General features: G+C 73.1%; 15 protein-coding genes and 3 riboswitches. Of the genes, 11 read left to right on the top strand and 4 right to left on the bottom strand.

The genetic code is table 11. The annotated features are described in order from the left end of the window. Positions 1-31 precede the first annotated feature (31 nt). The 10 genes from EAO77_RS20400 to EAO77_RS20360 all read left to right on the top strand — a co-directional run bounded on the left by EAO77_RS20400 (position 32) and on the right by EAO77_RS20360 (position 10,751). Positions 32-349 (top strand): SCO5918 family protein, encoded by a 318-nt coding sequence (locus tag EAO77_RS20400; RefSeq protein WP_147989734.1) that lies wholly within the window; start codon positions 32-34, stop codon positions 347-349. A 1,249-nt stretch (positions 350-1,598) separates the two neighbouring features. Further along, positions 1,599-1,761: riboswitch (cobalamin riboswitch) on the top strand. Positions 1,762-1,961: 200 nt separating this feature from the next. Beyond that, a complete protein-coding gene (locus EAO77_RS20395) occupies positions 1,962-2,897 on the top strand; it encodes a hypothetical protein (protein WP_147989733.1) in 936 nt (311 codons plus the stop codon). Beyond that, positions 2,894-3,916, top strand: a complete 1,023-nt coding sequence (locus EAO77_RS20390; protein ID WP_147989732.1) for a cysteine synthase family protein — start codon at positions 2,894-2,896, stop codon at positions 3,914-3,916. The genes EAO77_RS20395 and EAO77_RS20390 overlap by 4 nt, the downstream gene beginning before the upstream one ends. Beyond that, the gene (locus EAO77_RS20385; protein WP_147989731.1) at positions 3,913-5,172 is read left to right on the top strand and encodes an ATP-grasp domain-containing protein; all 1,260 of its coding nucleotides are present in this window, start codon (positions 3,913-3,915) and stop codon (positions 5,170-5,172) included. Before EAO77_RS20390 ends, EAO77_RS20385 begins: the two co-directional genes overlap by 4 nt. Further along, positions 5,165-6,526, top strand: a complete 1,362-nt coding sequence (locus EAO77_RS20380; RefSeq protein WP_147989730.1) for an MFS transporter — start codon at positions 5,165-5,167, stop codon at positions 6,524-6,526. Before EAO77_RS20385 ends, EAO77_RS20380 begins: the two co-directional genes overlap by 8 nt. Continuing rightward, entirely contained in the window at positions 6,495-7,244 is a 750-nt protein-coding gene (locus EAO77_RS20375; RefSeq protein WP_147989729.1) for a class I SAM-dependent methyltransferase, read from the top strand. The genes EAO77_RS20380 and EAO77_RS20375 overlap by 32 nt, the downstream gene beginning before the upstream one ends. Before the next feature lie 52 nt (positions 7,245-7,296). Next, positions 7,297-7,478, top strand: a riboswitch (cobalamin riboswitch). A 31-nt stretch (positions 7,479-7,509) separates the two neighbouring features. Further along, positions 7,510-7,653, top strand: coding sequence for a hypothetical protein (locus EAO77_RS38720; protein ID WP_187283329.1), 144 nt, complete (start codon positions 7,510-7,512; stop codon positions 7,651-7,653). Next, positions 7,619-7,729: riboswitch (cobalamin riboswitch) on the top strand. It overlaps the preceding gene by 35 nt. A 57-nt stretch (positions 7,730-7,786) precedes the next feature. Beyond that, on the top strand, positions 7,787-8,827 hold the full coding sequence (locus EAO77_RS20370; protein WP_147989728.1) for an ABC transporter substrate-binding protein: 1,041 nt from the start codon (positions 7,787-7,789) through the stop codon (positions 8,825-8,827). Continuing rightward, positions 8,824-9,936, top strand: coding sequence for a FecCD family ABC transporter permease (locus EAO77_RS20365; RefSeq protein WP_261994052.1), 1,113 nt, complete (start codon positions 8,824-8,826; stop codon positions 9,934-9,936). The genes EAO77_RS20370 and EAO77_RS20365 overlap by 4 nt, the downstream gene beginning before the upstream one ends. Further along, entirely contained in the window at positions 9,933-10,751 is an 819-nt protein-coding gene (locus EAO77_RS20360) for an ABC transporter ATP-binding protein (RefSeq protein ID WP_147989727.1), read from the top strand. Before EAO77_RS20365 ends, EAO77_RS20360 begins: the two co-directional genes overlap by 4 nt. On the opposite strand, the gene EAO77_RS20355 is transcribed toward EAO77_RS20360, so the two are convergent. Beyond that, a complete protein-coding gene (locus EAO77_RS20355; protein WP_147989726.1) occupies positions 10,736-11,719 on the bottom strand; it encodes a ferric reductase-like transmembrane domain-containing protein in 984 nt (327 codons plus the stop codon). The two genes, EAO77_RS20360 and EAO77_RS20355, sit on opposite strands and share 16 nt — an antisense overlap. A gap of 282 nt (positions 11,720-12,001) precedes the next feature. Here EAO77_RS20355 and EAO77_RS20350 point away from each other — a divergent pair, with 282 nt between their 5' ends. Next, positions 12,002-12,655: a CatB-related O-acetyltransferase gene (locus tag EAO77_RS20350; protein ID WP_147989725.1), complete on the top strand. Its 654-nt coding sequence runs from the start codon at positions 12,002-12,004 to the stop codon at positions 12,653-12,655. A gap of 259 nt (positions 12,656-12,914) precedes the next feature. Here EAO77_RS20350 and EAO77_RS20345 read toward each other — a convergent pair whose 3' ends face one another. The 3 genes from EAO77_RS20345 to EAO77_RS20335 form a co-directional block, all read right to left on the bottom strand. After that, complete coding sequence (locus EAO77_RS20345) at positions 12,915-13,181, bottom strand: DUF4235 domain-containing protein (protein ID WP_147989724.1); 267 nt, start codon at positions 13,179-13,181, stop codon at positions 12,915-12,917. Further along, positions 13,178-13,531 (bottom strand): DUF3618 domain-containing protein, encoded by a 354-nt coding sequence (locus tag EAO77_RS20340; protein WP_147989723.1) that lies wholly within the window; start codon positions 13,529-13,531, stop codon positions 13,178-13,180. Before EAO77_RS20340 ends, EAO77_RS20345 begins: the two co-directional genes overlap by 4 nt. After that, the coding region (locus EAO77_RS20335) for a phage holin family protein (RefSeq protein WP_187283328.1) at positions 13,528-13,791 on the bottom strand (264 nt) is incomplete at its 5' end. The genes EAO77_RS20340 and EAO77_RS20335, both read right to left, overlap by 4 nt.

The raw sequence follows: 13,791 nt of genomic DNA, 5'->3' as shown, positions 1-13,791 counted from the left end.
AAACCATCCCTTCTTCTCCCTGTGAGGCATCGTGCGCTGTGTCATCGCCCGTTTTCCCTTCGATTTCACCAAGAGCGGCGTCATGGAATCCATGAAGGGCGTCAAGGCCGAGGAGATCACCGGCGCGTCCGTGGTCATCGGGCGCCGCGCCTATCCCGCCAAGCAGGTCGGCCAGGTTCTCACCCGTCAGGACCGCCGCGACTTCAGCGCCGACGAGGTCCTGCGTGCCATGACCAAGCTCGGCTTCACCTGTCGCAGCCAGCCCCGGACCGCCGCGCCCGCCCGCGGGCTCGACCCCGTCCAGCGCGCCTGCGCGCTGCTCGGCACGGCGGCGCCTGTCTGGCCGTGACCCGGACGGGTCCACACCGCGCGGGTCACCCGATCGGGGTCGAGGCGCGAGGTCCGCACGACGGCGAACGGCTGCAGAGGTCCGCGCACCGCACAGCCTGCACTCCGCACGGCCGCGCGGCGGCGCGCCCCCGCATGTCGGGGACCGCGGCCCTGCGCCGCACGCGGGGTTCCTCGTCGGCTCCGCTCGACACAGTGGTCCCACCGGCGTGATCCGGTGGGGCGTTGTGTTCGGCGCAGGGCGGTGCGACGGGACGCATGCCCAGGGGGTGCGGCTGGAGCCGTACCCGCCACATGCCGGGCGGCGCGGCGGTCGCCGGTGCGATCGCCGGCGGGCGCCGAGGCAACCATCGCCACCTCCCTGGTGGACTCCCGTCGTGTGCACACCAGATGTCGGTCACGGCGACCGCCGAGTTCCCGGGCGGCATGGTGGCGTGCGTCACACCAGGGTGTCCGAGGCGCCGTGGACGGCGTCGAACAGCCCACCTCGGGCCCCGGACCTCGGACGGAGACCGGCTGCCGACGGCGGCGCACCGCGATACGACCCTGCGTCCGTCGGTGCGTCCCGCACCGTTGTCAGGGGCGTCCGCCGGCGCGTACATGGCTGCTTTTCATCGCCCGCGCACGGTCGTCGACGCCATCCGGCACGCGGCTGCGCGCCTACGGCCGGCGCCGAGGACGACCGGAGGGACCGTGCGGAGAGGCACCGGTCCCGGCCGCCGGGCTCCTGCGACGGCATCGCTCCCGCCGAACGGGTCGCGACGATCTCCGCACCACCGCAGGAGGCGCCGGTCCCTGCCCAGCTCCCGGGCCTGCCCAACGCGGGTGCTCCGGATGCCCGGCCCCGTGCCGCCGGAACCGCGCGGACCGGCGCGGCGCCGGCGCGCTCCCCGTCGGCGAGTCTCCTGCGGGACGCACGGGACCGGCGCCGGCGGGGACGAGTTCCGATCCGGCGCATGGCGCATAGGAGCCGCTCCTCGCGCCGTGCCGCCACGCGAGGGGGACCCCTCAGCGTCAGGCCGGGTCCCCGGGCCGTTGGCCGACGCGACTCCTCCTGTGCCGGTAAAGGGCGACGCGCACGCATAAAGCGGACTGACACACCGTCACCGGCGCCGCGGTCCGATGCATGCGCTCACGCGGTGTCACCAATCACAACGAGACAATCTGCGGAGCGCTCTGTCGCGACACGAACAGGCCACCTACGCTGATCGGCGCAGTCGGTTCGCACCGTCGGCCAGACGGTGCGTCGCAAGAGGGAACCCGGTGTGAATCCGGGACTGTCCCGCAGCGGTGAGTGGGATCGAAAGCCGTCATCAGCACTGGGGGGTCGTGCGGGACCCCGGGAAGCGACGGCCGGTAGGCGCCTGCACCGGGCCATGTGCCCGGCCGGCACGCCCACGAGTCCGAAGACCTGCCACTGCGCGCGTGCCACCGGCATGCGCTCTTCACAGCGGCCTCGTGGGTTGGGTCGGCGGTGCGCTGGAACCGTGCGCTCACGCGTGCGCTCTCGCCGCCCCCGTACCCCCGGGTCCGGCCGACGAGAGAGGAAACGGCGTGACCACCGCACACCTCGACGACCGGCCCGTGCCGGCCCGCACGGTACACCGCACCCCATGCTGACGCCCGATGCCGCCGCGGTGGGCCGCGGCTTCGCCGGCGTCTGCCACGGCACGCTCGGCGAGCTCTACCAGGGGCCGCTGCGCGCCGGGCCCGACCCGGACATCGCCCTGGTCTCCTTCCCCGTCGACCGGCACTCCTGGGTCTACTTCACCCCGGGCGACGAACCCCAGCCCGTCTCCGGGCCCGAACCCGGCACCGCGTCCGGGCCCGAACCCGGCACCGCGTCCGGGCCGCTGGGCGAGAAGACGCAGCGGGCCGTGCGGCTGTTCCTGGACCGCCACGGGCGCACACTGCCACCCGGGCGCTTCAGCGCCCACAGCGATCTCACCGTCGGGGTGGGAATGGCCAGTTCGACCGCCGACATCGTGGCGGCGCTGCGATGCCTGTTCCGGGTGTTCTCCCTGCCCGAGGACCCGGACACGACGAGGGACGTGCTCGCCGCGATCGAACGCGCGGACAGCGTCTTCCTCGAGGAGTTCGCCCTCCATCTGAGCGCACGCCACCGGGTGGTGCGCCGGCTGGGCACCGGAGTCGTCTTCCACACCGCCTTCGTGACGGAGCCGGGAACCGTCGACACCTCGGCCACCACACCGGTGCTGCTGCGGCACTACCGGCGCCGCGGCGACGAGTACGAGCGCTGTCTGACGGACCTGCTCAAGGGGTTCTCCGCCAAGGACGCGCCCGCCGTCGCCCGTGCCGCCACCACCAGCGCCGTGCTGTCCCAGGAAGCCCTGCCCAAACAGACCTTCGGCGCGGTCCTCGCGCACCGCGACGAGTTCGGTGCGGACGGCGTCTTCGTCGCGCACACCGGCTCCCTCGTCGGCTACCTCTTCGCCCACCGGCCCGCTCCCTCGCTCAAAGGGGAACTCTCCGCCTTCTTCCGCTCCCTCGGACACCAGTGCACCTTCGCCCAAGGAGGCTTCGCGTGATCCACCCGCACGTCGCAGACGCCGTCAAGCGTCCCGACCTCGTCCGGCTGACGGACTCCGTGGTGCTGCTCCGGTTCGAGTCCATGAAGATCTACTCGGCGCTCGCCGCCGTCCGGCACCTCCTGGAACGGGGCACCATCTCCCCGGGACAGACACTCGTCGACAGTTCGAGCGGCATCTACGCCTACGCCCTGGCCCTCGCCTGCCACCGGTACGGCATGCACTGCCACGTCGTGGCGTCCACGACCGTGGACGCCAGCACCCTGGCCCAGCTGGAGATCCTGGGCGCCACGGTCGAGCAGGTGCAGCCCTCGAAGAACCTCAAGCTGGACCAGGAGTTGCGCGTGCGGCGGGTGCGGGCCTTCCTGGCCCGGCGTACGGACGCCCACTGGATGCGCCAGTACCACGACGACGTGCACTACCTCGGCTACCGGGAGGTGGCCGACCAGGTGACCGCCGCCCTGCCGGACCGACCCCTGGCGGTCGTCGGGGGCGTCGGCTCGGGGGCGTCGACCGGTGGGCTCGTGGAGCACCTGCGACGGCGCGACCCGTCCGTGCGCCTGGTGGGCGTGCAGCCCTTCGGCAGCGTCACCTTCGGAAGCCAGGACCACGATGATCCGGAGGCGATCATCGCCGGCATCGGCTCGTCGATCGTCTTCGACAACGTGCGCCACCACCTGTACGACGCCCTGCACTGGATGGACTTCACCCACGCCATGGCGGGCACGGTGGCGCTCCTGCGCGACCACGCGGTCTTCGCCGGGCTCTCCACCGGCGCCGCCTACCTCGCCGCCGTCCACGAGTCCCGGCGCCTGCCCGACCGGCTGCACCTGGTCATCGGTGCCGACACCGGGCACCGCTACGTCGAACGCGTGCACCGGCGTCACGGCGAAGCCCTCGATCCGGCGGGGCTCAAACCCGTCGAGGTCGGCTCTCCCGACGAGATGTCCATGCCCTGGTCGACCATGGCGTGGAACCGGACCCCCTGCCCCGCACACTGGAAGGAATCGGCAGCGTGACCCTGGTCTGCCTGGAATCGCTCTCCTTCGGCCTGGGCCATCTGGTCCGCGCCGCCGACGCCCTCGGCGAGCGGCTGCGTCTGCTGACACGCGACCCGTCGTACTACCGCTACGAACTGGACCGGCTGCCCGCGGACGCGCTCGAGGTGACGGAGGTGGACACCTTCGACACCGAGGCGGTGGCGGCGCTGCTCGCGGCCACACCGGACCTGCGGGGACTGATCGGCTCCACGGACACCTGGATGCTGGTCGGCGCCGACCTGACGGCCCGCTTCGGCCTCCCCGGGCTCGATCCCGCCGTGCTGCGCCTGACCCGGGACAAGGCCGCCGTCCGCGACCTGCTGCACGCCGCGGGACTCACCCGGTCCCGGGCGGTCCGGGCGCCGGACACGGCGGCGGCCGAGTTCGCGGCCCTGGTCGCCAAGGAGACCGGCTTTCCCGCCGTGGTCAAGGACACCGCCGGCACGGGCAGCCAGAACGTGTGGCTCGTCCGTGACGAGACGGCTCTGGACGCCGCCCTGCGGGAGGCCGCCGGACGGCAGCTCAAGGGCGGCCTGTTCGCCGAGCCGTACCTCCCCGGGCCCGTCTACAGCGCCGAGACCCTGACCTGGGCCGGCTCCACCCGGCTGCTCGGCGTCTCCAGCCGGCTGATGTCCCCCGAGCCCCGCTTCCGCGAGGAGATCACCGCCTTTCCCGTCGCCTTCCCCGAGCGCGTCGTAGCGGAACTGGAGCGCTGGCTCGACGGCGTCCTCGCGGCCGTGGGATACACCGACCGGTTCGCCCACGTGGAGTTCGCCCTCACCGCGGACGGCCCCGAGGTGATCGAGATCAACCCGCGCATCGGCGGCGCCCTGGTCGGCGAAGGGATGTGCCGGGCGCTGGGCTACAACGTCTACGAGGCGATGGCGGAGACGGCGCTCGGCCGCCGGCCGCGGCTGATGGACGCCGACCTGCCCGGCGGACCGGCGGTGGCCTTCGTGCTGGGCTACCCGGCACGGCCCGGTGTGTTCACCGGCGTCGAGGGCCTCGAACGGCTGGCGGACCTGCCGGGGGCGCCCGCCTGGTACCCCGTCAAGCAGGTCGGCGACCGCATCGACCACCTGGACGACAGCCGCGGGTACGCCGGCATCGTCTACGCCGAGGCCGAGACCGCCGAACTGGCCACCCATCGCGCCGTCGCGGCCGCCAACACCGTGCGGGTGCTCACCGAGGCCGGCCCCGGGGACGCGCCGGGGGAGCGTCCGGTCCGTGGCTGAACGCATCGGCGCCGGCGGACGGTTGCGGCACACGCTCGCCTCCTTCACCGGTCCGCTGCGCTTCCTGCTGCTGAGTTCGTTCCTGATCCCGCTCGGCAGCTTCATGGTGCTGCCGTTCATGTCGGTCTTCCTGCACGAACGCCTCGGCATGGGGCTCGGCACGGTCGGCGTGGTGCTCGCGGCGGCGTCCCTGGTGCAGTTCTCCGGGGGCGTCGTCGGCGGCGCGGTGGCGGAACGCATCGGGCTGCGCAGGACGATGACCTGGGCGCTCGTCATCCGGACCGCGGGCTTCGTGGGACTGCTCGCGGCGCTGCGCTGGCCACCGCTCGCCGTGGGCGCGCTGATCCTCACCTGCTGCGGGGCGGCGCTGTACCTGCCGGCGAACAAGGCGTACCTGGTGGACGGCGTGGACGAGGAACGCCGGCCGGTGTTCCTCTCCGCGGGCAACGCGGCGCTCAACGCGGGAATGGCGGTGGGCCCGCTGGTGGCGGGCCCGTTCGTGCTGTCGTCGCCCGCGCCGCTGTTCCTCGCGGTGACCGCGCTGTTCGCCGTGGTGACCCTCGGGCACGCGCGTCTGCCGGCGTCCTCCGGCGGGGACCGGCCGGCCTCGGACGGCCCCCGGCAGGGCCTGCTCAGCGGCATCGCCGTGCTCCCGTTCACGGCCAACGCGCTCGCCTTCTACCTCTACTTCCACTTCCAGCACTATCTCGCCGTGTACGCGGTGGAGCGGGCGTCCGCGTCGTTCTACAGCCTGGTGCTGCTGCTCTGCTTCCTGCTGGTCATCGTCGTGCAGCCGCCTGCCTCCGGGCTGATCCGGCGCATGCCGTACCCCCTCGCCCTGGCCGTCGGCTTCACCGGGCTCGCGGCGGGGCTCGCGGTGCTCTCCCTCGGCACGAGGCCCGCGCTGCTGGCCGGCGGAGCACTGATCACGCTCGGCGACATCGTGCTCTTCCTCAAGAACGACCTGGAGGCGCTGGCCCGCAGCCCCCGTTCCGACGCGGTGGTCTTCGGGCAGCAGCGGCTCGCCGCGGGGCTCGGCGCATGCGCGAGCGGGGTGCTCGGCGGGCAGCTGTACGGACTCGCGGAACGGGGCGGCGACACCGGCACGTTCTGGCTGCTGGCGGCCGCCCAGTGCCTCGTGCTGCCCTGGCTCCTGATGTCCCTGCGGCGGGCGCCCGCGCCCGCGCCGGTGGCGGACGCCGGCACCGCGGACGAGGCCACGGGCACCGACGCCACCCGGCCCGCGGACCACGCAACGACCGCAGCGACCGCACCCACCGSASCSACCGCACCCACCGRACCGAAAGGAACCCCGAACCCCGATGACGCGAACCGGCGGATTCCAGGACGATGACTTCTGGACCGAGTTCTACGACTTCCTCTTCTCGGAGCAGCGGTACACCCAGGCCGAGGAACTTCTCGACGGCTCACCCCTGCTCTCCTTCCCCGCCGGGGCGCGTGTGCTCGACCTGTGCTGCGGCCCGGGGGTCTTCACCGTCCCGCTGGCGCTGCGGGGCATGGACGTGACGGGTGTGGACCGCAGCCCCGCCCTGCTGGAACGGGGCCGCAAGCGCGCCGCCGACGCGGGAGCCGCACCCCGGTTCGTCGAGGCAGACGTGCTCGGGTACCGGGCCGAGGGCGCATACGACGTCGTGCTCAACATGTTCACCTCCTTCGGGTACTTCGAGGACCCGGCGGACAACGCCCGCGTCCTGCGCACCATGCACGACGCGCTGGTCCCCGGCGGCGTCCTGGTGCTCGACCTGGCGGGCAAGGAACTGCTCGCCCGCAAGGTCGTCCCGCCGAAGGTGGTGCAGCGCGGCGACGACCTGCTGGTGCAGACGGACACGGTGCTGGACGACTGGGCGCGGCTGCGGAGCGACTGGGTGCTGGTGCGCGGTGAGCGGGTGACCCGGGCGAGCCTGGTGTGGTTCGTCTACAGCGCCGTCGAACTGCGCGCCATGGTGCGCGACGCCGGTTTCGGCGAGGTCGAGGTGTTCGGCGGATTCGACGGCCGCCCCTACGACCAGGACGCGGAGCGGCTCGTGGTGCGGGCCGTCCGGACGGCCTGACGGTGCCGCGGGGCGCACGGCCGAAGGCGTGCGCCCTTTGCCGTTCTCCCGAAGGACCATAGGATCAGCTGGTCATCGCCGCGACGGGAGACAGGAAGCCGGTGCGAATCCGGCACGGTCCCGCCACTGTGACCGGGGAGCGGACCCCTTTCATGTGCCACTGCGCCCAGCGCGGGAAGGCCGGGGAACGCCGATCCGGAAGTCAGGACACTGGCCTGTCGCGGGCCCGATCCGAGGAGCGCGGACTCCGCAGGAGGCTTTTCACGTGTACGACGGCATGCCCCGTCCCTTCGCCCTGCCCATCTTCCGGCCCGCCCGCCGTGCCCTGCGCGCGGCCGGGACCGCAGCGGCGCTGTCGGCGGCCCTGCTCACCGGCCGGTGCGAATCCGGCACGGTCCCGCCACTGTGACCGGGGAGCGGACCCCTTTCATGTGCCACTGCGCCCAGCGCGGGAAGGCCGGGGAACGCCGATCCGGAAGTCAGGACACTGGCCTGTCGCGGGCCCGATCCGAGGAGCGCGGACTCCGCAGGAGGCTTTTCACGTGTACGACGGCATGCCCCGTCCCTTCGCCCTGCCCATCTTCCGGCCCGCCCGCCGTGCCCTGCGCGCGGCCGGGACCGCAGCGGCGCTGTCGGCGGCCCTGCTCACCGGATGCGGCGCGCCGGGCGCCGCGCACGACGACGGACCCGCGGCGGCCGCGGCGGACGGCTTTCCCCTCACGGTGGACAACTGCGGTGTGCGCACCACGTACGAGGCGCCGCCGTCGCGGGTCGTCACCATCCACCAGCACCCGGCCGAACTCATGCTCTCGCTCGGCCTGAAGGACCGGATGATCGGCACCGCCTTCCCCGACTCCGACGTCCTGCCCGGCCTGCGCAAGGACTTCTCGTCCATCCCCGAACTCGCCGAGAAGGAGCCGTCGTTCGAGAAGATCCTCGACGCCGAGCCGGACTTCGTCTACGGCGGCTACGGCAGCGCCTTCGCGGAGAACGAGGGCCGGTCCCGCGAGGCGTTCAGGGACGCGGGCATCGACACCTATCTCAACCGCGAGTACTGCGGGAAGAAGCAGGTCTCCATGCAGGACACCTACGACGAGATCGCCGCCATCGGCGGGCTGTTCGGGGTGCGGGACCGCGCCGCCGCCCTCGTCGCCGAGCTCAGGGGCCGGGTGGAAGCCGCCTCCGAGGCGGTCGAGGGCGAGCGGGAGGTCCCCGTCTTCGTCTACGACAGCGGGGACAAGAGCGCCTTCACCGCGGGCGGCAAGAGCCTCGGCACCGAGATCATCGACCTCGCGGGCGGGCGGAACGTGTTCGCGGACCTCGACGACGTCTTCGGGGACGTCTCCTGGGAGCAGGTCGTCGCCCGCAGGCCCGAGGTCATCGCGATCTACGACTACGCCGGCGCCGGAAGCGTCGAGGAGAAGAAGCGGTTCCTGCTCTCCCAGCCCGCCCTCGCGGACGTCCCGGCGGTGAGGAACGAGCGCTTCGTGGTGCTTCCGCTGACCGCCACCCTGGTCGGTGTGCGGGCGCCCCACGCCGTCGAGGACCTGGCGCGCGGCCTGCACCCGAAGCGGTTCCGGTGACCGCTCCCGCGAAGGACACCGTCGTCCCCCCGCGCACCGGGACCGCGGTCCCGGGCGGCGAGCCCCGGCGGTTCGCCTTCGGATCCACCGTGGCGGTCCTCGCCGCCCTGCTCGTCGTCTCGATGACCGCGGGCACGGCCATCGGCTCCGTGCACGTGCCGGCCGGCCAGGTGTGGGGCATCGTCAGCCACGCCGTGGGCCTGGAGTGGTCGCAGGCCACCTGGTCCACGGCGCGCGAGACCATCGTGCTCGACGTCCGCGCCCCCCGGGTGCTGCTCGGCGCGGTCACCGGGGCAGGGCTCGCCCTGATCGGCACGGCGCTCCAGGCGCTGGTGCGCAACCCCCTCGCCGAGCCCTACCTGCTCGGGGTCTCGTCCGGCGCGTCGCTCGGCGCGGTCGCGGTGATCGTCTTCGGGGTGAACCTCTTCGGGAACCTCTCGCTCTCGGCCGCCGCTTTCGCGGGCGCCCTGCTCACCCTGTTCCTCGTCTACACGACGGCCAGGACCGGCGGCAGGATCACCTCCACCCGGCTCGTCCTGTCGGGCGTCGCCTACGCCTCGGTGCTGACCGCGCTGATGAACGTGCTGCTGCTCACCGGCGAGCGGGGCAACGAGGCCCGGGCCGTGCTTGCCTGGACCCTGGGCGGACTCGGCGGGGTGCGGTGGGCGACGCTGTGGCTGCCGGGCACCGCACTGCTGCTCGGCCTCGGCGTCCTGCTCCTCCAGGCCCGTTCGCTGAACCTGCTGATGGCGGGGGAGGAGGCAGCGACGACGATGGGCCTGGACGTGGCCCGCTTCCGGGCGCGGACCTTCGTGCTGCTGTCGCTGCTCACGGGCGTCCTGGTGGCGGCGGCGGGCCCGATCGGCTTCGTCGGACTGATGACCCCGCACGTCGTGCGGCTGTTCGTGGGCGGCGACCACCGGCGGCTGCTGCCCACGGCGGCGCTCGGCGGCGCCGTCTTCCTGGTCTGGGCGGACATCGCCGCCCGCACCGTCGCGGCGCCCATGGAGATCCCCGTCGGCGTGCTCACGGCACTGACCGGGGGACCGTTCTTCCTGTGGCTGATGCGCCGCAATGCGCGCCGGACCACGGACGGAGGCCCCGCATGAAGGGGAGCAGGCTCGCCGTCGAGGGCGTCACGCTCACGGCCGGCGCGCGCCGGCTGGCCGAGGACGTGTCCCTCGGCGCGGGGCCGGGCGAGGTCGTCGGACTGATCGGCCCCAACGGCAGCGGAAAGTCCAGCCTGCTGCGGTGCGTCTACCGCATGCTGCGGCCCGCCTCGGGGACCGTGCGGGTGGACGGCGCCGACACCTGGACGCTGCCCGTGCGGCACCTGGCACGGACCATGGCGGCGGTGGTGCAGGACGCCGCGACCGATGTCGACCTCGCCGTGCGCGAGGTCGTGGCGATGGGGCGGGCACCCCACAAGCGACTCCTCGACGGCGACACCGCCGAGGACCGCCGTCTGGTCGAGTCGTCCCTGGCCACCGTGGACGCGCTCCACCTGGCGGACCGGGCGTTCGACCGGCTGTCGGGCGGCGAGCGCCAGCGCGTCCTCGTGGCCCGCGCGCTCGCCCAGCAGCCCTCACTGCTCGTGCTGGACGAGCCCACGAACCATCTGGACATCCGGCACCAGCTGGAGATCCTGGGCGTCCTGCGCCGCCTGCCGGCGACCGTGCTCGTGGCGCTGCACGACCTCAACCTGGCGTCGGGCTTCTGCGACCGTCTGTACGTGCTGCACGACGGCCGGCTCGTCGCCTGGGGCACGCCCGCCGACGTCCTCACCCCCACGCTGCTCCGTGAGGTCTACGGGGTGGACGCGGACGTCGCCGTCCACCCGCGCACCGGGGCGCCGCAGGTCACGTTCCTGCCCGGCGGTCCCCCGGCGGACGTGGGCCCGGTGGCGGATCAGCCGTCCTCGTGATCGTGGGGCGCCGCGGCCGGCGGGCCGGCCGGCCGCGGCCGCCCGCCGTCCCGTCCCGACACCGTCACCGCGAGGATGCCGACGACCACGGCGAGGACGAGCACCCGGCCCCCGGCGCGCAGCGCCCAGCCGGCCGCCTGCCGCCCACGGGGGGCGCCCAGCCGCTCGGCCCGCCGGGCGGGACGCATCAGCCGGACCAGGAGCAGGACGGCGATGGGGAGCTGGAGAACCCACAGCGCGGTCCGGGGCCAGTCGCCGTACCAGACATTGGTTCCGTACAGCAGGGTGTGCCAGACGCTGAGCACGTACACCACGAGCACGAACCGGTGCAGTCTGCGCCAGGTGTTGGCGCCGATGCGGTGCCGCACGTAGAAGAGGAGCCCGAGCGGCACGGCGAGGTACAGGGCGCCCTGCCCGATGGGAATCGCGAGCTGGCCGGTGCCGGAGTCGTACCAGCCGGGCACGAAGCTGTCCGCGAAGCCTGCCCAGAGGCGCTCGGCCCATCCCAGCGCGGCCTCGTACCGCACCAGTTCGGCCATGAACATCAGGGCGTGTGCGGCCATGAGCGCCATGGTGGTCAGACTGGTGGTGCGGTGCCAGCGCTCCAGCGTGGCGCGGGGCACCGGGATCCCGCCGGTCCCCGGTCCGGACAGGAGGAGTCCCAGCATCACCGTCCCCCACGCCCAGAGCAGCCCCGACCAGCCGAACGCCTGGCTGAGCAGGTACATCCAGTAGGTGTTGGGGTCGTCCATGAAGGGCATCACCGCGACGGTGTCGCCCTCACCCGCCCGCATCCGGAAGTACAGGAACAGGAACACGGCCCCCGTCACCACGAAGGCGGCGGACGCGTCGGGCAGTGCCGCCCGCAGATCGCCGCGAAGTGTTGCGCGCCCACCGGAGCGTGTACCGGTCTCACGTGTCGGGTCGGCCGCCTCACCGACCGGCTGCTGCGTCACCTCGTGCTGCATCCATCGGCCTCTCGCGTCAGCGCGCTCGCTTACTGGGGAACATCAGTGTGACGGAAGTGGCATGGGCTGCGGAGGCTCGATCCAGTCACAACGTCCTTGTAGGGAACGGCAGTTGGCTGAATCGCGACGCCCGCGGCACCGCCCCGCGTGGCTGCGCGCGACCGGCACGCGGCAGGCGCGCCGCCGGGTCCTCGATCCGCTTGATCGACATGCGGAGCTGTGTCAGCATCTTAACGCAACAGTTGTTGCACTAGTGAGTGAGCGAGAGGACCCGCCGCGACGATGCCACCCGTTCCCGCCGACCCCACCGTGCTCCATCCGATGCCCGACCACCCGCGCGTCGTCCTGCTGAAGCCCTTGGTGACGTCCCCGCTGATCGAGGTCGGCGACTACTCGTACTACGACGATCCGGACGACCCCACCGCCTTCGAGACGCGGAACGTGCTCTACCACTACGGGCCCGAGCGGCTCGTCATCGGCAAGTACTGCGCGCTGGGCACCGGCACCCGGTTCCTCATGAACGGCGCCAACCACCGCATGGACGGCCCGTCCACCTTCCCGTTCCCCACCATGGGCGGCTCCTGGGCCGACCACTTCGACCTGATCACCGGCCTGCCCGGCCGGGGCGACACCGTCGTCGGCAACGACGTGTGGTTCGGTCACGGCGCCACCGTCCTGCCCGGCGTACGCATCGGCCACGGCGCGATCATCGCCGCGGGGGCCGTGGTCACCTCCGACGTCCCCGACTACGGCATCGCCGGCGGACATCCCGCCCGGCTCATCCGCACCCGCTTCGACGCCGACGACGTCGCCCGTCTCCTCGCCGTCGCCTGGTGGGACTGGCCCGTCGGGCACATCACCCGGCACGTACGGACGATCATGTCGGGGACCGTCGCCGACCTGGAGGAGGCCGCGGCGCAGGCCGGCCGGCCCTGACGCAGCGTCGTTGCCGCTCCGTCCGCACCCTCCCGCACCGGAAGCGGGCGACTGCCCATGTCCCGTCGCCGCGCCCATGTCGCGATGACCGGCGTCCCCGTCGTCAGCCACGCACAGCTCCGAGGGCCGCCGCTTCCCCCGGCCCCGGTCCGGCGCATCCCGCGCGGGGCGCGTTGCGCCCGGGCCGGCAGTCCTGAACTCGTGGGTTCCGGTGCCCGGGCCGGTCGGCCCGGCAGCCGGCTGCCGGGCCTCGGGCCCGTCAGCCCGGCCAGCTGCCCGTGAGCCGGTGCACGGTGGTTGCGCCGGCGCGGTCCACGGCCGCCTTGACGGCGGCGAACACGGCTCCCTGGAGGGTGGCGGCGAGCAGGACCTCTCGCCAGGTGCGCTCGGGGTCGGTGGCGTCGGGGGCGTCCTCGTCGTGTCCGAGCTTCTTCCAGATCTGCTTGAACACGGCTCCCGCCATTACTCCGCTGACTGCTCCGAGGGCCATGCCGACGGGCTTGTAGGCCACCTTGGGCGTGTTCATCGCCGGCACCCCCTGCCCAGCAGAAAGGCCACGGCGAGCGCGGCGGCGGCCGCGAGCACGAGTCCGCCGTTGCCACGGGCCGCCGAGGCGGCGTGGGCCGCCTTCTCGCGCACCGGCTCCGGCGTCCTCTCGTACGCCGTCCGCAGCGCCCTGGCGGCCGTCTCCTGCGCGTCATGGGCCGCTCCCACGGCCCTCTCCCGGGTGGCGTCGGCCCTCTGGCGCGCCTGGGCCTTCACATCGGCCCTCTCGGCCAGGGCCTCGACGCTGCGGCCGAGTTCCTCCCGCGTCGACCGGACCTGTTCGCGCAGCTCGTCCGGGCCGGGAGCACGGTTGTCACGACGGTCGTTCATCGGTGTGCACTCTCCTTGATCGCGGCCGCGTCGGCCTTCACGCTGTCGACGGCCCGCTGCGGAACCGCGGGCGTCGCCTGCCCGACCTCCTTCTTGCCGGCCACGGAGAGTACACCGGCGACGGCGAAGAGTGCGGCCGTCACCGCGAGAGCGGCGAGCCACAGCGGCCACACCAGATCGAGCGCGATCACGGCGGTGGCGACCAGAGCCTGCAGAGCCAGGACGGCCACCAGCCCCGCCCCTCCGAACAGACCCCCACC

Origin of the sequence: Streptomyces sp. T39, assembly GCF_008042045.1 — a bacterium.
Lineage (GTDB): Bacteria > Actinomycetota > Actinomycetes > Streptomycetales > Streptomycetaceae > Streptomyces.
This window is presented reverse-complemented; position numbering and strand designations above follow the sequence as displayed.

Bases quoted from the DNA above. Each gene is read 5' to 3' on its own strand.
- EAO77_RS20395 (WP_147989733.1), top strand. From the start codon at position 1,962: ATGCTGACGCCCGATGCCGCCGCGGTGGGCCGCGGCTTCGCCGGCGTC.
- EAO77_RS20375 (WP_147989729.1), top strand. From the start codon at position 6,495: ATGACGCGAACCGGCGGATTCCAGGACGATGACTTCTGGACCGAGTTC.
- EAO77_RS20360 (WP_147989727.1), top strand. From the start codon at position 9,933: ATGAAGGGGAGCAGGCTCGCCGTCGAGGGCGTCACGCTCACGGCCGGC.
- EAO77_RS20355 (WP_147989726.1), bottom strand. From the start codon at position 11,719: ATGCAGCACGAGGTGACGCAGCAGCCGGTCGGTGAGGCGGCCGACCCG.
- EAO77_RS20350 (WP_147989725.1), top strand. From the start codon at position 12,002: ATGCCACCCGTTCCCGCCGACCCCACCGTGCTCCATCCGATGCCCGAC.
- EAO77_RS20345 (WP_147989724.1), bottom strand. From the start codon at position 13,181: ATGAACACGCCCAAGGTGGCCTACAAGCCCGTCGGCATGGCCCTCGGA.
- EAO77_RS20340 (WP_147989723.1), bottom strand. From the start codon at position 13,531: ATGAACGACCGTCGTGACAACCGTGCTCCCGGCCCGGACGAGCTGCGC.